Annotated in this window: 17 protein-coding genes; 10 read left to right on the forward strand and 7 right to left on the reverse strand. The window is 65.8% G+C overall.

The window, feature by feature from the left end; all coding sequences use genetic code 11:
* Positions 1-73 precede the first annotated feature (73 nt).
* The 7 genes from RW095_RS18795 to RW095_RS18825 all read right to left on the reverse strand — a co-directional run bounded on the left by RW095_RS18795 (position 74) and on the right by RW095_RS18825 (position 7,239).
* Positions 74-1,114: a triphosphoribosyl-dephospho-CoA synthase gene (locus tag RW095_RS18795; RefSeq protein WP_394365096.1), complete on the reverse strand. Its 1,041-nt coding sequence runs from the start codon at positions 1,112-1,114 to the stop codon at positions 74-76.
* Positions 1,098-2,141 (reverse strand): ATP-grasp domain-containing protein, encoded by a 1,044-nt coding sequence (locus tag RW095_RS18800; protein WP_317017552.1) that lies wholly within the window; start codon positions 2,139-2,141, stop codon positions 1,098-1,100. Before RW095_RS18800 ends, RW095_RS18795 begins: the two co-directional genes overlap by 17 nt.
* Positions 2,138-3,181 (reverse strand): methenyltetrahydromethanopterin cyclohydrolase, encoded by a 1,044-nt coding sequence (gene mch / locus RW095_RS18805; RefSeq protein WP_317017554.1) that lies wholly within the window; start codon positions 3,179-3,181, stop codon positions 2,138-2,140. Before mch ends, RW095_RS18800 begins: the two co-directional genes overlap by 4 nt.
* Positions 3,144-4,367, reverse strand: a complete 1,224-nt coding sequence (locus RW095_RS18810) for an ATP-grasp domain-containing protein (RefSeq protein WP_317017555.1) — start codon at positions 4,365-4,367, stop codon at positions 3,144-3,146. The genes mch and RW095_RS18810 overlap by 38 nt, the downstream gene beginning before the upstream one ends.
* 27 nt (positions 4,368-4,394) lie before the next feature.
* Entirely contained in the window at positions 4,395-5,336 is a 942-nt protein-coding gene (locus tag RW095_RS18815; RefSeq protein WP_317017557.1) for an NAD(P)-dependent methylenetetrahydromethanopterin dehydrogenase, read from the reverse strand.
* 278 nt (positions 5,337-5,614) lie between these two features.
* Entirely contained in the window at positions 5,615-6,643 is a 1,029-nt protein-coding gene (locus RW095_RS18820) for a beta-ribofuranosylaminobenzene 5'-phosphate synthase family protein (RefSeq protein WP_317017558.1), read from the reverse strand.
* A gap of 188 nt (positions 6,644-6,831) precedes the next feature.
* Entirely contained in the window at positions 6,832-7,239 is a 408-nt protein-coding gene (locus RW095_RS18825) for a 4a-hydroxytetrahydrobiopterin dehydratase (RefSeq protein WP_128587233.1), read from the reverse strand.
* A 598-nt stretch (positions 7,240-7,837) separates the two neighbouring features.
* On the opposite strand from RW095_RS18825, the gene RW095_RS18830 reads away from it, so the two are divergent.
* The 10 genes from RW095_RS18830 to RW095_RS18875 all read left to right on the forward strand — a co-directional run bounded on the left by RW095_RS18830 (position 7,838) and on the right by RW095_RS18875 (position 17,475).
* A complete protein-coding gene (locus RW095_RS18830) occupies positions 7,838-9,604 on the forward strand; it encodes a methanol/ethanol family PQQ-dependent dehydrogenase (RefSeq protein ID WP_394365157.1) in 1,767 nt (588 codons plus the stop codon).
* Positions 9,605-9,809: 205 nt separating this feature from the next.
* Entirely contained in the window at positions 9,810-10,229 is a 420-nt protein-coding gene (locus RW095_RS18835; RefSeq protein ID WP_128587234.1) for a c-type cytochrome, read from the forward strand.
* 30 nt (positions 10,230-10,259) lie between these two features.
* Positions 10,260-11,174 (forward strand): substrate-binding domain-containing protein, encoded by a 915-nt coding sequence (locus RW095_RS18840; RefSeq protein WP_020066319.1) that lies wholly within the window; start codon positions 10,260-10,262, stop codon positions 11,172-11,174.
* The gene (locus tag RW095_RS18845) at positions 11,171-12,010 is read left to right on the forward strand and encodes a hypothetical protein (RefSeq protein WP_317017562.1); all 840 of its coding nucleotides are present in this window, start codon (positions 11,171-11,173) and stop codon (positions 12,008-12,010) included. Before RW095_RS18840 ends, RW095_RS18845 begins: the two co-directional genes overlap by 4 nt.
* Before the next feature lie 13 nt (positions 12,011-12,023).
* Positions 12,024-13,010, forward strand: a complete 987-nt coding sequence (locus tag RW095_RS18850; RefSeq protein ID WP_317017563.1) for a LysR family transcriptional regulator — start codon at positions 12,024-12,026, stop codon at positions 13,008-13,010.
* Between the two features lie 52 nt (positions 13,011-13,062).
* Positions 13,063-14,082: an AAA family ATPase gene (locus RW095_RS18855; RefSeq protein ID WP_317017565.1), complete on the forward strand. Its 1,020-nt coding sequence runs from the start codon at positions 13,063-13,065 to the stop codon at positions 14,080-14,082.
* A 3-nt stretch (positions 14,083-14,085) separates the two neighbouring features.
* Positions 14,086-14,991 (forward strand): DUF58 domain-containing protein, encoded by a 906-nt coding sequence (locus RW095_RS18860; RefSeq protein ID WP_317017566.1) that lies wholly within the window; start codon positions 14,086-14,088, stop codon positions 14,989-14,991.
* Positions 14,988-15,923 (forward strand): calcium incorporation protein MxaA, encoded by a 936-nt coding sequence (locus tag RW095_RS18865; protein WP_317017568.1) that lies wholly within the window; start codon positions 14,988-14,990, stop codon positions 15,921-15,923. Before RW095_RS18860 ends, RW095_RS18865 begins: the two co-directional genes overlap by 4 nt.
* The gene (locus RW095_RS18870; protein ID WP_317017569.1) at positions 15,920-16,909 is read left to right on the forward strand and encodes a vWA domain-containing protein; all 990 of its coding nucleotides are present in this window, start codon (positions 15,920-15,922) and stop codon (positions 16,907-16,909) included. Before RW095_RS18865 ends, RW095_RS18870 begins: the two co-directional genes overlap by 4 nt.
* Positions 16,906-17,475 (forward strand): tetratricopeptide repeat protein, encoded by a 570-nt coding sequence (locus RW095_RS18875; protein ID WP_317017571.1) that lies wholly within the window; start codon positions 16,906-16,908, stop codon positions 17,473-17,475. Before RW095_RS18870 ends, RW095_RS18875 begins: the two co-directional genes overlap by 4 nt.
* Positions 17,476-17,502: the final 27 nt, after the last annotated feature.

Raw genomic sequence — 17,502 nt, forward strand, 5'->3', positions numbered from 1 at the left:
TGCCGACTGACTGACACGCCGCCTGAACGCTCCTGGTCCGCGATCGCTTGGCAGCGGTTGATGCACGGTGGCACTAACTAACAGAATCCGTGCCAGTGCGCGGCGCGTCAGCCTCGCATGGCGCGCAGCTTGCGGTACCGGGCTCTTCGAGGCAAAGCGCGACGAACAGCGTAGCCACCGTCAGGTCCGCGCTGGTGCCGGGATTGATGGCGGCGGCTTTCATTTCGGCATCCCATGCATCGAGTTGCTGGCTGCCCGCGACCGTGCTCGCTTGCGTGAGCGTACGGCGCCATTGCGCGTGCCGTTCGCGTGCCGTTCGCGTGACACTCTGCGCCACGCCGAGCCCCTGCTTACGCACAATGTGCGAGTCGGGCCACGTGCTCAGGAACGTGAGAAACACGTTCAGCGTGGCGATGCGCGGATCATCGGCCGGAACTTCGCGCCACGCGGCGAGGCCGGTTTCGAAGATGTCGCGAAAGCCCTCGGCATATTGGCGCGCGATGCTGTCGCGCGCGGCGGCGAGCGCCATTGCAGCGCGCAGGGCGACCGTCGGCGCGTCGTGCACCGATTGCTCGGGTGCCTCGCCGAGACCGCCCGGATTCGCGAGCGCGATCGCTCGGTACGCGAGGCGGGAGTCGTCGATGTCGAGGCGCGCGAGCACACGCTCGGTCGCCGCGTGCCACGCCTGGGCAGACAGCGGGCGCGCGGTTTCTTCGAGCGCTGCGGCGAGAGGCGCGACCAGCAGCAGTATGCCCAGGTTCGTATTGCAACCGACCGTGGCGCGCGTGCGCGTTACAGCATCGAGCAGGCGCTGACCGACCGGCATGCCGCGCGCGCACAGCGCCTCGGCGGCTGCGTCGGCGCTCGCGATGAACTGCGCGGCACTCATGCCGTGGCCTTCGCTATCCACGCTGACGTTGCCTGGCTTCGGCGTTTCGACGTCCAGCCGGCAGGCTGTCAGGAAAGCCGCGCGAGCCTGCGCGGAGTCGGTGGTGGATCGGGCAGTGTTTATGTCCGCGGGGCCGCCCGAACCGCTCGAATTCGCCGCGCACATGTAGCCGCTCGGGCCCGTCGTGCGGAGAAAACCGGACAGTCGCTCAGCCATGGCGTCCATGCAGCGCGACCACCGCCGCCTCGCCGCGCTGCGCGGGCAGCTTGCGGAACAGCAGATCGTCGGCGAGCGCCGCTGCAACGTCGATAGACGTCACCGACTGCAGGCCGCGCCATGCCGCCACGCCGTTGACCTCCAGCACTAGCGGCCGGGCGGCATCGCGAGGATCCGGAATCAGGTCGACGCCTGCGTAGTCGAGCCCGAGCGCCTCGGTGGCGCGCACCGCCGTTTGTGCGAGCGCGGCATCCAGCTCCGCCGCCTCGCACGTCGCGCCCTGCGCGAAGTTATGAATCCAGCCTTTGCCGCCGATGCGCCGCATCGCCGCCACCGCGCGTCCGCCGATCACGAGCACGCGCCAGTCGAAGCCAGGCCGGCCGCCGTCGATAAAACGCTGCAAATACGCCACCTGGCTGTATGGCTTCAGCGAAGGCAGCGGCGCCAGCGGCCGCGGCGGCGTGCTGCGTGAGCCGAGCCGTTTGAGCCCATGGCCTTGCGAGCCGAACAGCGGCTTGAGAACGACCTGGCGCCCGGCCGCGGCCTCGCGCATCAGCACACGCTGCGCGAATGCCGCCGATTCGCCGGCCCACGTCGCGGGCGTGGGCACGCCGTGGCGATGCAGCAAAAAGCTCGTCATCGATTTGTCGACGCTGCGTTCGATCGCGCGCGCGTCGTTGTACACCGGCACGCCGGATTCGCGCAGCGCATGCAGGATGCCGAGCCGCAACGTCACCTGCTCAAAAGTGCCGCCCGCGATGCCGCGCACGAAAACCGCGTCGGGCAGCCCATGGCCGAACCCCGGCAGCACGAGCCCATGCGGCTCCCATGTCGTGTCGATGCGGCAATCGGCGAGGTCGATGCAGCGTGCCTCCACCCTGCGCGCGCGAAACGCTTTTTTCAGGCGCCCGGTGTGCCAGCCGGTTTCGTCCGTCATGATCGCGATGCGCAGCGGCGCTGGCGCGCCGCGCGTGTCCGTGCCGGTGTCCACATTGGCGTCCGTGGCCGCGCAGGCGCTGGGCAAAGGCAGACTCATGGTTTGCCGCTCCATTCACCGTGCAGCAGATCCGCGTCGACGGCGCCGCCGTGATAGGTCGCGCCGCTTTCGAGGCTGCTCACCCACACTTCGGCCGGCGCGAACAGCGCGGGGTCGATCTGGTAGAAGTCGTAGTTGAACGATGTGAAGATATCCGCGAACGGCCGCCCGTGATCGCGCGAAGTCGACGCGGGCAGTTCAGCGGCGAGCCGCCGTGCCACCGCGTCGTGCTTCACGGTGAGATGCACGCGGCCGCCGTACAGGATGGCATCGTTGGTGCGGCCCATCGCCTGAATGCCGTCCGGCGCGGGCGGCGGCAAGGGCGCGGAGCCGCCGGCTTCCACCACCTCGTCCAGTGCGACGCCGAGTACATGCGTTTTGTGCAACGCAACCTCGACGACCCGCGCCACCACCTGCACCGTTCCCGCGACAGACTGTGTCGGCGTGGTGACAAGTGTCAACCGCTCGGGCGCGAGGCCGCAGTCGTGCAGCACCTTGTCGATGACGACCTGCGGCGGCAAGCGGTCCACTTCGAGCACGAGCACGCCGCGCTCGTGACGATCGCGATAACCGAGTTCGGCGAAGAGCGGCTCCTTCACCGCAAGCGCGCGCGCCGGGCCCGAGCCTAGGGAAAAGAACTTCTTGCCGCCGGTCTGCTCCTTGGTTGCGGCGAGGCTCCATCCCGCATATTGACTGGCGAGGCAGGCGAGCACCGGCCATGATGTGCGCACTTCGATCGTGCTCGGCCACAGCGGCCTCGCATCCAGGCTCTCGCGCACGGTCACGTGGCCGAGGCCGCCCATGCAGATGCGCGCGATCAGCACGCCTGCCGCGACGCTGCCGGGCGCAGCCACGCCCGCGTCGACGAGCACCGTGCCGTTCGCGGTGCGGCTGATCGCGGCGCCGAAACGCGGGGCGTCGTCGACGAGACGAGCGACGAGACGTTCGCTGAGCGCGTTGACGCTGAGCGCGGCGGCATCCGCGAGCGGCGGCCTGGGTTCGTCAGGGGTGGCAGTGGACGAAGGCAGGGTCGGGCTCATAGCAGGCCTCATGGCAGGTTTCGATTCGTTGAAGCACCAGCGTGTGCTGTGCGTCGAGCGCGTGCCGCACCGCGTCCACCGAAGCGGCGCGCACGATGAGCGTACAGACGGGCTGGCCGGCTTCGACCCATGTGCCGGGCATCGGCACGTCGCGGCAACGCGGATCGCGCATGCATGCATCGCTGAACGCATGCGAGACAGTGAACGGATGCGGCGCGAACAGCACGTGTTGACCGGCGCGCCACGTCGCACGCGCGGGCTCCGCGGGCAGACGGCCGTGACGGCAGGCGTCGATATGACTCGCGACGAGGCCGCGCGCCCACGCATCGGGCGAGGCCGTTTCGTAAAGCGTCATCGTCGATGAAGGGCGTGTGTTGATTTCGAGCAGTTCGAACGAATCGCCGTCGAGCAAAAAGTCGCAGCTATTGATGCCGGTAAGCCCGACGCGCGCGCATAACGCGGCGATCGCCGCCCGCACGCGCACCTCGACATCGGGCGGCAGATCGATTGGGCCGATGGACCCCGCATGCACGAACGGCAAGCTGCCCATCGCACACGTGAGCTGTTGCGCGAAGCCGATCACCCGTGCGCTGCCGCGCGCGCCGATGAAGAGCGCCGACATCGCACGGCCTCGGCTTTGGCGCTGGAAATAGACTTGCGCGGGAACGCGTGTGCGGGCAACCGCTTCGAGCGTGGCGAGCGGCTCGACGTGCGTTCCCCCGCAGCCGTCCGCGCGTTTTACGAGCCAGCCCTGCGGCACGGCGGGGCGCGTGAAGGCGACGGGCGGATGCGGAATGCCGAGTTCGTCGAGCAGCGCAAAGAAGCGCCGCGGCTCGCGCACGGCGGCGCTGGCGTCGACGGAATTGCCGATGAAGCGCGGCAGGCCCGGCGCGCTGCACAACTGCGCGACGAATGGCTCCAGCCCGCTGCCGTCGATCCAGCCGATCATCCCCGGCAGGCGCGCGCTGCGCTCAAGCGCGTCGGTGAGCCGCGCGGCGTCGATCGACAACGGGCCGCCGCCGATATCGAACCACAGTTCGGAGGCCTCGCGCGTATCGCGGTCGCCGAACACGTCGAGGGCGACGACCCGAAAGCCCGCACGCGCGGCAGACTGCGCGAGCATCCGCGCGGACAGGCCCGCCACCGCGACGAACGGCGCACGCGCTGGAGATGGACGCGTGATCATGGCTGATGCTCCCGTACGGTTTGCCGCTCAGCCAAGACCGGCCGCGACGGCGCGCGCCTCGTCGAACGCTTGCGGGAAGCTCAGGTAGACGGGTTTGCCGCCCGTGCGCATCCGCGTGAAAAGCCGGTGTTCTACCTGATATTTGACGTTGCCGATCGCCAGTGCGCCGATGCCGATCGCGCCGCCCGCGGTGGGCACGCCTTCGATCGGCTTGCCGTCGTTCATTACGTTGACGCCGGCAATGCCTTCGGGCGGCACCGCGTTGACATCGGCGGCGATAAGCAGATGGCGCGCATGTTCGAGGTCTTCGCGGGTCACCACCTGCACGCCGGCAACCGCCGTGGCCAGTACGATCTCGGCCTCGCCGAGCACCGCGCGCAGTTCGGCGGGCGTCGCCGTGCCCACGCCTTTGGTCACGATGCCGAAGCGCTGATTCAGATCGTCGCTGACCCGCACCGCGCGCGCCTGGTCGCTGTGGCTCCCGATCGACACGTCCGCGCCGAGCGAAGCCGCCATCGCCGCCGCCACGCGCCCGACGGCGCCGGTGCCGCCGAGAATCAGCACGCGCTTGCCGCCCAGTTCCATCCCGTACGCCTTGCCCAGATGCCGCTCGGCCAGCGCGACCAGCGCGGCGGCGGTCGTGTACGCGCCGCTCGGATCGGCGAACACGGACACCTCGAACGGGGGGACCATGGCTTTGCGCGCAATGTCGAGCATGTCGGCGGCGAGCATCACATCGCGTCCGCCGATGAAGATGCCGGTGCGTGCCACGCCTTTCGGGCCGCGCGAAAAGATCGCGTCCTGTGTGAGGTTGGCGACCATTGCGGCGTCGACGTTGCAATACGGCACGATGATCTGATAGCCGGCGTCGGCGGCCATGTTGACGTCGAACGGACTCATCTGCGGCGTGGCCGTGAACATGTGCAGGATGTAGGGCCTTTCAGCGGGTTTTTCAGTGGTGTCGGACATGGCAGGGGGCTCGTTTCAGTGGCGATGTCATGGCTGCGCAACGCAAGGGCTAACGGGTTGCCGCGCGTGGGCGCATGGGCATAGCGGGTGCGTGTCGGATTGGTGTCGCGTGTGCGGCGCCTGTTGCATGTGCCGCGTGGGCCGCGTGCGTCGCGTGGGCGTGCGCGGCGCTTTCGCGAGCCGGCCATTCATAGGTCGTGTATTCGTGGGCGCTGCATTTTCAGACGCCAGTTCGCTGGCCGCCCGGTACGTAGCTCGCAGCGCCGAATAAAGGCACATCATGCGGCGTCGATGCGCCGGTGCTGCCGCGCTTCGGCGGAGCGCACCGTCGCGCCGCGATTGCGCCCCGCGACGATCGTGCATTCGATATGCGGCATGCCGCGCGTGGCTTCGCGCGCTGCGGCGAGCGCGCCTTCGGCGTCGCGCGCGCTGCCGAGGATCGCAAAACCTGTCGGGCCCCACGAACTCTGGCCAATTCCGGCGGTGCGCTGCGCGGCCACGGCGCGCAGCGCACGCTCGACGCCGGGGCTCGCGAACACGCCGCCCTGCACGGGCGCGAAGTATTCGCCGATGGTCTGCTGCATCTCGGTCAACCCATGTGCGAACGGCACGATGTTGCGCTCGGCGGCGCCCGGCAGGATCTTCATTAGCACGAGGTGGCACAGGTGCGCGGCAAGTTTCTGCGGGAACGGCGCGAGCGCGGCAAGCCCGCGCCGTTCGTCGGCGCCGTGCAGACCTTCGCGCGCATTGTCGCTGACGAGCAAGATGCGCCAGTCCTCGGGAAACGGCTGGCGTGCGAGCAGCGGCGGCACGCCCGGATGCAGATCGCCCGACGGTCCGCCGTCCACCAGCAGGCCGCCCGAATCGAAGCCGAGCACGCCGATGCCCGAGCGCGCGCCGCGTCCGAGCAGGCTCGCCAGTTCGGCGCTTGGCGCGACGTGGCCGAGCAGCCGGACAAACGCCATGCCGACGGCGAGCGCCAGTTGCGTCCCCGATCCGAGGCCGGTGTGCGCGCGCGGCGTCTGCCTGACGTCGATCGCGACGGGCGTCGGGTCGTACGCGGAATGCAGCCGTTCAAGACATACCGCGATGCGCTCGCGTTCGGCCTCCGACACCGCACCGTCGATGCGGTTGCGTTCTGCGAGCCGCGCTTCGACGCGAGTCCCGCCACCGTCGATCACGAGTCCGACACTGCCGAACGCGCGTCCGAGCGACGCGTTCGGGTCGAGAAAGCCCAGATGCAACCGCGCGGGGGCGTCGACCGTCACGGTGGCGTCAGGTGGAAGGCGGCGAACGTGAAGCTGCATCGCAAGTGTCCTTGTTCGGGCATGATCCGGTGCGGATCGAGCAGGGCGAGCCGCACACGCCGCCATGGCGACGGCACGTGCCGTCGCGCGGCGGCCGGCGCACGACGTTAAGCGAAAGCCGTACCAGGGACATGCGGGGACGTCCGCTTTCAGACGCACCAGCCACTCTCGCTTTCGCCGGACGCGCTTCAGCCGCCCTCGGCTGCTCCCTCCGCTTTCGGCGCGTCGTACTTGATGTAGCGGAAGCGCTGGTCGCCGCTCGGCGTGCCTTCCAGCGGGCCGCCTTCGGTGGCAGGCTGCCACTGGATGAACGACTCGATCTTGCTCGCGAGCGCGAAGTCCTTGTCGGTGATGCCTTTCGCCGAGTGCGTCTTCAGCTTCACGATCACGAATGCATAGGAGACCGTCAGATCAGGGTGATGCCACGCGGCTTCCGCGAGATGACCCACTGCGTTCACCACCATCAACGTTCCCTTCCAGCCCTCGGTGCGGTATTTGCGCCGCAGCCAGCCGTCTTCCACGTACCAGTGCTGAAGAGGGCCGACGAGCCGTTGCTGGATCTCCTCGTCGGAATAGACCTTTTCGGTGTTTGCCATGATCGCTTCTCCGCGGATGTTGGTTCGATCGATAACACTCATGTTGCGCTGCAAATGACCCACCACCGGACGCCCACCGGACGCTCCACCGGACGCGCCCTGCGGCGCGCGAACCCGATGCAGCGCCCTGCGAAGCGCTTCCTCCGCGGCCTGCGACGCGACGGACACGCTTCGTATCGGGCAATGACACAGTATGTGCCACATGGCCCGATTAAGTGGTGTGACGGCGTGACACCACTTAACCGTATCTCACGCCATTGCCGTTTCATACAGCCTCCACACCGCGAAGCCAACGGTGCCCGAGGCACGGCGCGCGGCTTGATGCGGTGTGCACGCGCGGCGTTTGGGGACCGGCTTGCGGCGGCGAATGCGGTCCGTGCCGCTGCGAAACCGGCATGGAATATGCGTTGGCCGTCATGCGCCGCAAACCCGACAACGATTGGGAATGGCGCTGATCGTTACCCTGCATCCGTGGAGGGCGCGCCCGGTGCGACGAGGTAGCGTGGGTCATTCGTGAGTTGAACAGCAAGACCATTCTGGAGGAGACATGAACTTACGCACCACGGTTCTTGGGCTCGCGATCCTCGCGTCGGCAGCCATGAGCTCTATCGTTGCACAGGCCGATTCGCAGCTCGACGGGCTCATCAAAAGTCCGTCGAACTGGGCGGCGCAGGCAGGCGATTATGCGAATCACCGCTACAGCCCTCTCAAGCAGATCAACGAGAACAACGTCGGCAAACTACAGGTCGCGTGGACCATGTCGACCGGCGTGCTGCGCGGCCATGAAGGCGCGCCGCTCGTGATCGGCGACACCATGTATATCCACTCGCCGTTCCCTAACAAGGTTATTGCGATCAACCTGAAGGATCAAACATTCCTCTGGCAGTACCAGCCGAAGCAGGACGATTCGGTTGTCTCCGTGATGTGCTGTGACACAGTCAATCGCGGGCTCGCCTATGGCGACGGCAAGATCTTCCTGCAACAGGCCGATACCAAGCTCGTCGCGTTGAACGCCAAAACGGGCGACGTGGTCTGGACCGCGCAGAACGGCAACTCGAAAGCCGGCGAAACGAACACCAACGCGCCGCACGTTTTCGGCGACAAGGTGCTGACGGGCATCTCGGGCGGCGAGTTCGGCGTGCGCGGACGTCTGATCGCGTATGACATCAAGACCGGCAAACCGGCCTGGACCGCGTACAGCACGGGTCCGGACAAGGACATGCTGATGGACCCCGACAAAACGATGACCTACGCCGACGGCAAGATGGTGCCGGTGGGCGCGGACTCGTCGCTGAAATCCTGGAAGGGCGATCAGTGGAAGCTGGGCGGCGGCACCACGTGGGGCTGGTATGCGTGGGATCCGAAGCTCAACCTTGTCTACTACGGCACAGGCAATCCCGGCACATGGAACCCGACGCAACGTCCGGGCGACAACAAGTGGTCGATGTCGATCATGGCCCGCGATCTGAATACCGGCATGGCGAAGTGGGTCTATCAGATGACGCCTCACGACGAGTGGGACTACGACGGCGTCAATGAAATGATCCTGTCGGATCTGACGATCGACGGCAAGAAGGTGCCCGCCATCGTTCACTTCGATCGCAACGGCTTCGGCTATACGTTGAACCGCGAGAGCGGCCAACTGCTCGTCGCGCAGAAGTTCGATCCGGCTGTGAACTGGGCCGACAGCGTCGACCTCAAGAGCGGCAAGCCGATTCGTAACGCGGCGTATTCGACGCAGGCAGCGGGCTCGGACCACAACGTGAAGGGCATCTGTCCTGCAGCGCTCGGCTCGAAGGACCAGCAGCCCGCAGCATATGACCCGAACTCCAGCCTCTTCCTCGTGCCGACGAATCACGTTTGCATGGACTACGAACCGTTCGATGTCGACTACGTGTCGGGTCAGCCGTATGTGGGCGCGACGCTGTCGATGTATCCGGGTCCGAACGAGAACAACGCGATGGGCAATTTCATTGCGTGGGATGCAGCGAAGGGCAAGATCGTCTGGTCCAAGCCGGAGAAGTTCTCGGTGTGGTCGGGCGCGCTCGCTACCGCCGGCGGCATTGCGTTCTACGGCACGCTGGAAGGCTACCTCAAGGCGGTTCGCATCAAGGACGGCAAGGAGTTGTGGCGCTTCAAGACCCCGTCGGGGATCATCGGCAACGTGTTTACGTACCAGTATCAGGGCAAGCAGTACGTCGGCGTCTACTCGGGCATTGGCGGCTGGGCCGGCATCGGCATGGCGGCCGGACTCGAAAAGTCGACGGAAGGTCTCGGCGCGGTGGGCGGTTATCGCGAGCTCGCGAAGTACACGGCGCTCGGCGGCACGCTCTTCGTGTTCGCCATTCCTGGCGGCAACAGCTGAGCGCAGCGCGGTTCGAATCGCGCGGCCGGTTCGCTCCTGGTGAAGCACCGGGGCAGCCGGCGGCGCGGGTTCGGTCAAGCCAGTTCAATGCGGGTTCAACCACGAGTTGCATACGAGTTACCGGGTCCGCGTGCTTGCAGGAGATGCAGCGATGCATCGATGAAATGCATCGAGGCGCGGCTCTATCATCAGGAGACATCTGTATATGAAACGCCGATCAATCTTGTTGCGGGCGGCACTGCCCGTCGTTTTCGTCGTGCTGCCTGTCACGTACGCCCAGACCAATCCCGCGATTGCCCAGGTGGCGTACAAGGTGGTCGACGGCAGCAAGGTGGACACCAATACGTTGCAAGGATGGAAGACCTGGCGCGCGCTTGCATGCGAACGCTGCCACGGCGCGCAGCAGCAGGGCATGGTGGGACCCTCGCTCGTCGAAGCGTTCAAGACGCTCGACAAGAACGAGTTTCACCGCACGGTGTTCGGTGGGCGGGTCGACAAGGGCATGCCTGACTTCAGTTCCAGCCAGATGATGCAAAAGAACTGGGAGAACCTTTACGCCTATCTGAAAGGGCGCTCCGACGGGCAGATCAAGCCCGGCGATCTGCAGGCCATCGACGCGAAATAACGCCGGCGGCACAACTTCAGGAGGTGATCGATGCGTCATCGCAAACTCATGCACGCGCACGCCGCGCTCGTGGCAGGCGCGCTTTGCTATGCGGCGCTCGCAAGCGGCGCGGTACGCGCGCAGGGCGAGGCCGCGCTGCCGAACAACGACGGCGCCGACGGCGTTCTGCGAGTGTGCGCGGACCCGAACAACATGCCCCTGTCGAACAACAAGGGCGAGGGTTACGAGAACCGCATCGCGAGCCAGATGGCGAGCGACTTCGGCTACAAGCTCGAATACACGTATTTTCCGCAGCGCATGGGGTTCGTTCGCCACACGCTGCGCGAGAAGGTGGCCGACAGCGAGCGCTACAAATGCGATCTGATCATCGGCGTGCCGAAAGGCTACGACATGACTTCGACGACGCAGCCCTATCTGCGCTCCACCTATGCAATGGTGTTCAAGAAGCGGCCCGAGCTGGCCGGCATCAACACGCCGGACGATCTGCTCAAGCTGCCGCCGGATCAGTTGCACAAGCTGCGCTTCGGTATCTTTTCGCAGACGCCTGCGGTCGACTGGCTGCTCGGTCATAACCTGATCGATCAGGCGGTGTCGTACCAGGTGCAAAGCGGCGACCCGCAGGAATATCCTGGCCAGATGATCGAAAAGGACCTGCAGGCGGGCAACGTCGACGTGGTGTTTCTGTGGGGGCCGATTGCGGGGTACTTCGCGAAACGCTCCGGCGATTCGGTGAAGCTCGTACCGTTTCCGGCCACGCCGGGCATCCGTTTCGACTATACGATCTCGATGGGCGTGCGCTACGGCGAGAAGGCGTGGAAGGACAAGGTCGATCAATGGATCGGCGCGAACCACGACAAGATCGACAGCATCCTCACCAGTTATGAAGTGCCGCTTCTAAAGCCCGTCGATGCGCCGTCCGGCAAGCCCGCGGACGCATCGCCATGACGGCGGTGCGAGCCGGTGTGCGACGTGAATGGCGGCGCAAGCTCGCGGCGTGCGCCGCGAGCATCGCATGCTTGACGTGTTTCGCGTGTTTCATCGGCGACGTGCACGCGGCCGCGCCCGCCGCGGGCAGCGGCGGGATTTCATCCGCCGAGCGGCTTATCTTCACGACCGATCATCTGCATGGCGTCGCGCAGCAAACCGAACTCGACTACGCGCTGCTCAGTTCCGACCCGCCCGCGCGCGGGACCGACATCGTCAAGGTGCTGGTAACGAGCCCGGACAACGCGAAGGGCGACGCCCAGGTGTCCGATCACAGCGGAGCCGTGCCGTTGCCGAACGGCGGCTTGCAGTGCAACCCGGTGATCATCTATTTCCTCGAGCGCGACATCGCCGAGATGGAGCAGTTGACGGGCGGGCAACGGCGCTATTTCCAGCAGCGGTTGCGGCTCGCGCTTGCCGCCGGCCCGAAGATCGAAACGGTGACGAGCCAGATCGACGGCAAGCCGGTGAAGGCTCAGCAGATCGTCGTGCAGCCGTATCTGGACGATCCCAATGCCGAACGTTTCGCGCAATATATCGCGAAGCGCTACACGTTTCTGATCGCGCCTACCGTGCCGGGCGAGGTCGCGCTGATTCGCACGGAGGTGCCCGGCGCGAACAACGACTTCGCGCATCCGCTGCATAGCCGCACCCTCAGCTTCCAGGCTGCGTTGCGCAAGCTACCGGCGCCGGGGAATGCTCCGAACGTACCGAACACACCGAACACACCTAACGCGCCGCATTCGCCGAACGCGCCCGTCAAGCCGTCGACGAACGCGCCGCGCGCGAGCCGGTAGCGGACGCGCGGCCGTGAACTTCATCCGCTCGCTCACGCTGCGTCAATTGCAGATCTTCGTCGTGGCGAGCCGCTATTCGAGTTTTGCGCGAGCCGCCGAAGAATTGCATCTGACGCAGCCCGCGGTGTCGATGCAGATTCATCAGCTGGAGGAGGCAGTCGGCCTGCGCCTCTTCGAGCGGATTGCGCGCAAGCTCGCGTTGACCGAGGCCGGTGAGAAGTTCAGCCATCACGCGAGCCGGATTCTAGGCGAGATCAAGGACGCGGAAGACGCGATGAGTTCGCTCAAGCAGGCCGATAGCGGCTCTATCGCGGTGGGCATCGTCAGTTCCGCGACGTATTTCGCGCCGAAGCTGCTCGCGATGTATTCGCATCTCTACCCGAAGGTCGACGTGCACTTCTCGGTGGGCAACCGGGATGCGTTGTTGCGCCTGCTTCAGGACAACGCGATCGACCTCGCGATCATGGGCCGCCCGCCGCCGGAACTGGATACGACAACGGAGCCGCTCGCATGGCATCCGCAAGTGGTGATCGCGCCGGTTGATCATCCGCTTGCGGGCGCGCGGCGCTTCGACTTGCAGGAGTTGCGCGGCGACACGTTTCTTCTACGAGAACCCGGCTCGGGCACCCGCATGGCCGCGGAGGAAATGTTCCGGCAGCATCTTTTCACGCCCGCGAAAGTCGTCACGCTCGGCAGCAATGAAACGATCAAGCAGGCGGTGATTGCCGGGATGGGCGTGAGCCTCATTTCGCTGCATACGCTGCTGCTCGAATTGCGTACGAGAGAGCTCGCATTGCTCGATGTGAACGGCACGCCGATCGAGCGCACATGGCAGATCGTGCATTTGCGCGCCAAGCAGCTTTCGCCGACCTGCATGATTTTCCGGCAGTTTCTGCTGGAGCAGGCCGCGGCTTATCTGGAGCGCGAGTATGCGGTGTTCGTACGGCCGCCCGGCAAGCCGAAGGTCCTCGTGCCGGCAGTCGACGATGCTTCTGCGTGACTCGCATTTTTGCTGGCGGCGCAGTGTGTGCCAGCCATAGGAGATTGCACCGATGGGTTCCAGCGAACAGCTTCAGGACTGGCGTCTGCATGCGCTGCAGATCGAGGAGGAAGTCGCGAGCGCCGTGATAGGCCAGGCGCAGGTGATCCGGCTGATCACCGTCGCGTTGTTCGCGCGCGGGCATGTGCTGCTCGAAGGCGGCGTCGGCGTCGGCAAGACGACGGTGCTGCGTGCGTTTGCGCGTGTCGTGGGCGGCGAGTTCGAGCGCGTCGAAGGCACGATCGATCTGATGCCGGGCGACCTCGTCTATCACACGTATGTCGATGCCGAGGGCAGGCCGCGTATCGATCCGGGTCCGCTTCTGCGGCACGGCGAGGGCCTCACGACATTCTTCTTCAACGAAATCAATCGCGCGCGTCCGCAGGTTCAGTCGCTGCTGTTGCGCGCGATGGCCGAGCGCTCCGTCTGGGCGTTCGATCGCGAATACCGCTTCCCGCACATGACGGTGTTCGCGGATCGCAACAAGGTCGAGAAGGAGGAAACCTTCGAGCTCGCCTCGGCGGCGCGCGACCGTTTCCTGTTCGAACTGGGCATGCCGACACCCGACGACACCGACGTGCGGCGCGCGCTGGTGTTCGATGCGGATTATCACGACGTCGACCGGCTGCTCGCACGGCTTTCTGCGGCTATCGTTCCGTGGGAACAGCTGAACCAGGTTGGCGCGGCCATTCAGCACAGCGTGCAGTCCAGCGAGACCATCGAGCGTTATGTGCTGGACATCTGGCAGGCAACCGAAACGCCGCAGCGCTTTGGTATCGCGCTCGACGGCGTGGATATGGAGCGGCTCATTCTGGCAGGCGCGAGCCCGCGCGGCATGAGCGCGCTGTTGCGCGCGGCGCGCGTGGTCGCGTGGCTCGCGGGCCGCTCGCACCTGATTCCCGAGGACATTCATGCGGTGTTGCTGCCGGCGCTCGGGCACCGCGTGTTCTTCACGCCGATCTACGAATTGCGCCGTCAGGAACTCGCGGAGGCGCTGACCGCGCAGATCGTCGACAGGCTTGCAGTGCCCTGAGCCATGAAAGAAATCGCGGAATTTCATTACCGTTTGCCGATGCGTTCGTCGGGGTTTCGTCCCGGCTCGCATCGCGGGTCGAGCTTTGGTGCTGGCCAGGAATTCGCAATGCATGGCCGCCTGTTCGACTATCCGGATCCGCGTCGCATCGATCTGCGGGCAAGCGTGCGCGCGGCCCGTTCCGAGTGGCTCGTGCGGGTGCATTTGCAGCGCGCCGCGGTGCCCGTGCAGGTGCTTGTCGATGTGTCGGCGTCGATGCGCTTCGGCGGGCGCCAGAACAAGTTGCAGGTGGCTGCGGACTTCGTCGAGGCATTGGGGTACAGCGCTTTTCGCGTCTGCGATCCGTTGGGGATGCTTGCGTTCGATAGCCGCGCGCGCGACGACCTCTTCATGCCGCCGCGCTCCGGGCGCGGCATCGGCAATCTGCTCGCCACGATGCTGCGCGACAGCACAGGCGCGGGCGCGGGCACAGGCGCCAGCACGGGCATAGGCGCGGCCAAGGGCTCGGGCAGCGGCAGCGCCGAAGCGTTGCGGCGCGTTGCGTCGACGCTCGCGGGCCGTCAGGCGCTGGTTTTTCTCGTCTCCGATTTCCATTGGCCGCTTGCAGCGTTGCCGGCGGTACTCGATCTGCTGGTGCATGCGTACGTGGTGCCCATCGTCGTGTGGGATGCTGCCGAGATTGCGCCGCCTGCGGGCGGTCCGCTGCTTGCCGTGAGGGACGCCGAGTCGGGTGCGCGGCGCACGCTCTGGTTGAGCGCCGGCGCGCGCGAACGTTGGCATGAAGGCGTTGCGCGACGCCGCACGGAACTCTCGCGGATGTTCGGCAAGCGCGCGATCCAGCCGTTCTATATCGAAGGCGCCTTCGATCCGGAAGCGATGTCACGCTATTTTCTGGAGGCGGTCGCATGAGAGCAGATGGTTTGACGCGCCGCATCCCGGCCGCCCTCATGCTCGCTGTTTCGCTGATGCCGGCGCTGATGCCGTCGACCAACATCGCAGCGGCGAGCGGCGCGGCTTTTCAGCCGACGGTTCAGGAGCCGCGCGCATTCGGCTATCTGCTCGGCGACGTCCTCACGCAACGCATTCTCGTGAAAGATGGCGGCTACGATATCGGCACAGTAACGCCGCCTTCGCTCGGCCGCACCGATGCGTGGCTCGAACGCCGGCGGGTTCGTAGCGAAACCGACGCCGACGGTCGCAGGTGGATGGCGATCGACTACCAGGTCGTCAACGTGCCGACGACGCTCATGCAGATTGCGTTGCCCGCGTTGTCGCTGACGTCGTCCTCGGGCGCGACGCTTCAGGTTGGAGAATGGCCGCTCAGCATCGGTCCGGCGACGCCCGCGAACCCGTTCAATGCCGGCGACCTGCAAGCGGTGCGTCCGGACCGGCAGGCTCCTGCGGTGCCTACAGCGCCGCTGCGGCGACAGGCGGGCTTCGCGCTTGGCTTGCTCATGCTGAGCTTGCTGTCGTGGGCCGGCTGGTGGTTGTGGCGCAACGCGCGCGAGTCGGCGCGTCTGCCGTTTGCGCGCGCCTGGCGGGAGTTGCGGCGCATGCAGCCCAAGCCGCGAGCGAGCGAGCCGTCCGCGGACGCATCTGCGCAGGCATGGCTTTGCCTGCATCGCGCGCTGAACGAAACGGCAGGCCACGTGGTGCATGCGGGCGCGCTGTCGGGCCTCTTCGTTCGAGCGCCGTATCTGCTACCGTTGCGCGCGCAACTGGAGCAGTTCTACCGGCAATCGGCCGAGCGCTTTTTCACGCCCGCGTCTTCGGGCGACGCCTATCCGGTGCGGACTCTGTGCGAGGCACTGTATCGCGCGGAGCAACGCCATCAGCGATGAACGATATGGCGCTCGACTTCGCTCACCCGTGGCTGCTTGCGTTGCTGCCGCTCGTATTGCTGCCGCTGTTGCCCCGCCGCGCCGACACGCTCGCGTTCTCGTGGATCGCATGGCTGCCCGACGATCGCGCCGGTCGATGGATCGGCGCCGTCGCGCAGGGCAGTGCGATGCTGGCGATGCTCGCGATCGTCGTCGGTCTGGCCGGTCCTGGGCGCTCGCCTCGGCAGGTAGTGCGCACGGGCAGTGGCGCGCAGATTCTGATTCTCATGGATCGCAGTGCCAGCATGGACGAGCCGATGAACAGCAAAGGTGTCGAGGTGAGCGCGGGCGAATCGAAGAACAGGGTGGCGCGCGCTTCGTTGACGCAGTTCGTCGCTCAAAGGCCGAACGACCGGCTCGCATTCATGATGTTCGGCACGAGTCCGTTGCTTGCAATGCCGTTCACCTACGACCATCGCGCGATCGACGCGGCTATCGCCGGTACTGCGGTAGGCCGCGGCATGCCCGATACGCAACTCGATCTCGGGCTGCTCACGGCAATCGGCGAATTCAATCAGCAGCATTCGTCGAGCCGCCGCGCGATCGTGCTCGTCTCGGACGGCGGCGCGAAGCTCGACGCGCGCGAGCGGCAGTTGATCGAGAACGGCCTGCTGCACAACCAGATTGCGCTTTACTTCATCTATTTGCGCAGCAGCGTTTACAGCCCCGATCTCAATGCGGCCGTACCTGCGAGCGAATCTTCCGCCGAAGCTGAACTGCACCGTTATTTCCTGTCGCTTAAGACGCCTTATCGTTTGTTCCAGACCGGTAACGCAAAAGCAATGAGGGACGCGATGGCCGAGATCAACCGGCAGCAAAATGCGCTGACTACGTTCATGGAGCGTTTGCCGCGCGAGGACTTCAGTCCGTACTGCTTCGCCGTCGCGCTCGCAAGTTGCGTGCTGCTGATGACGTTGCGGCTCTTTCAGGTGCGGGTGTGGTCGTGAAGCGCGCCTCGGTACATATTGTCTTTGGGGCTGTGGCGCTGTGCTGCGCGGCGGTAGCGGCTTATGACTGGATCGAATTGCAGCGTGCGGAGCAGGTGAATCGGACGGTTGCGGCTACTGTCGTTGCGAACAAAGCGGCGCCCAAAGATGCGCAGCGCGGCGTTGCCAGTACCGACGATGCACCCCAAGTCAGGCTCGCGCGTGCAATCGCGTTGTCGAAAGACGGCGCTTACGACGCGGCGGGGCCGCTCTTCGAGTCGCTGATTCGAGAGCAGCCCGAGAGCGAAGTCGGACGGGCGGCGCTGTTCGATCTTGGCAACCTGTACCTGCGCCAGGGAATCGGTCATAGCCCTTCCGGCGCGATCGAATCGCTTGCAATGGTCGACGAAGCCAAGGCGCGCTACCGCAGCCTGCTGCGCATCGCGCCGGACGATTGGGATGCGCGCTACAACCTGGAACGGGCGTTGTGGCTCGCCCCCGAAGCGCGTTCCGCGTCAGGCGCGCCTGACGTCAAGGAGCAGCACGACGTCAAGGTGCGCGATCCTGAAAGCAAGGATTTGCCGTGAGCTTGGGTGCACAAACGCGTGGTTTTC

This window comes from Paraburkholderia kirstenboschensis (assembly GCF_032806925.1).
Lineage (GTDB): Bacteria > Pseudomonadota > Gammaproteobacteria > Burkholderiales > Burkholderiaceae > Paraburkholderia > Paraburkholderia kirstenboschensis.

Coding starts and splice junctions, on each gene's coding strand:
- RW095_RS18870 (WP_317017569.1), top strand. CDS start 15,920: ATGAACGATATGGCGCTCGACTTCGCTCACCCGTGGCTGCTTGCGTTG.
- RW095_RS18865 (WP_317017568.1), top strand. CDS start 14,988: ATGAGAGCAGATGGTTTGACGCGCCGCATCCCGGCCGCCCTCATGCTC.
- RW095_RS18855 (WP_317017565.1), top strand. CDS start 13,063: ATGGGTTCCAGCGAACAGCTTCAGGACTGGCGTCTGCATGCGCTGCAG.
- RW095_RS18795 (WP_394365096.1), bottom strand. CDS start 1,114: ATGGACGCCATGGCTGAGCGACTGTCCGGTTTTCTCCGCACGACGGGC.
- RW095_RS18830 (WP_394365157.1), top strand. CDS start 7,838: ATGAGCTCTATCGTTGCACAGGCCGATTCGCAGCTCGACGGGCTCATC.
- RW095_RS18800 (WP_317017552.1), bottom strand. CDS start 2,141: ATGAGTCTGCCTTTGCCCAGCGCCTGCGCGGCCACGGACGCCAATGTG.
- RW095_RS18840 (WP_020066319.1), top strand. CDS start 10,260: ATGCGTCATCGCAAACTCATGCACGCGCACGCCGCGCTCGTGGCAGGC.
- RW095_RS18810 (WP_317017555.1), bottom strand. CDS start 4,367: ATGATCACGCGTCCATCTCCAGCGCGTGCGCCGTTCGTCGCGGTGGCG.
- RW095_RS18860 (WP_317017566.1), top strand. CDS start 14,086: ATGAAAGAAATCGCGGAATTTCATTACCGTTTGCCGATGCGTTCGTCG.
- RW095_RS18835 (WP_128587234.1), top strand. CDS start 9,810: ATGAAACGCCGATCAATCTTGTTGCGGGCGGCACTGCCCGTCGTTTTC.
- RW095_RS18815 (WP_317017557.1), bottom strand. CDS start 5,336: ATGTCCGACACCACTGAAAAACCCGCTGAAAGGCCCTACATCCTGCAC.
- RW095_RS18820 (WP_317017558.1), bottom strand. CDS start 6,643: ATGCAGCTTCACGTTCGCCGCCTTCCACCTGACGCCACCGTGACGGTC.
- RW095_RS18825 (WP_128587233.1), bottom strand. CDS start 7,239: ATGGCAAACACCGAAAAGGTCTATTCCGACGAGGAGATCCAGCAACGG.
- mch (WP_317017554.1), bottom strand. CDS start 3,181: ATGAGCCCGACCCTGCCTTCGTCCACTGCCACCCCTGACGAACCCAGG.
- RW095_RS18845 (WP_317017562.1), top strand. CDS start 11,171: ATGACGGCGGTGCGAGCCGGTGTGCGACGTGAATGGCGGCGCAAGCTC.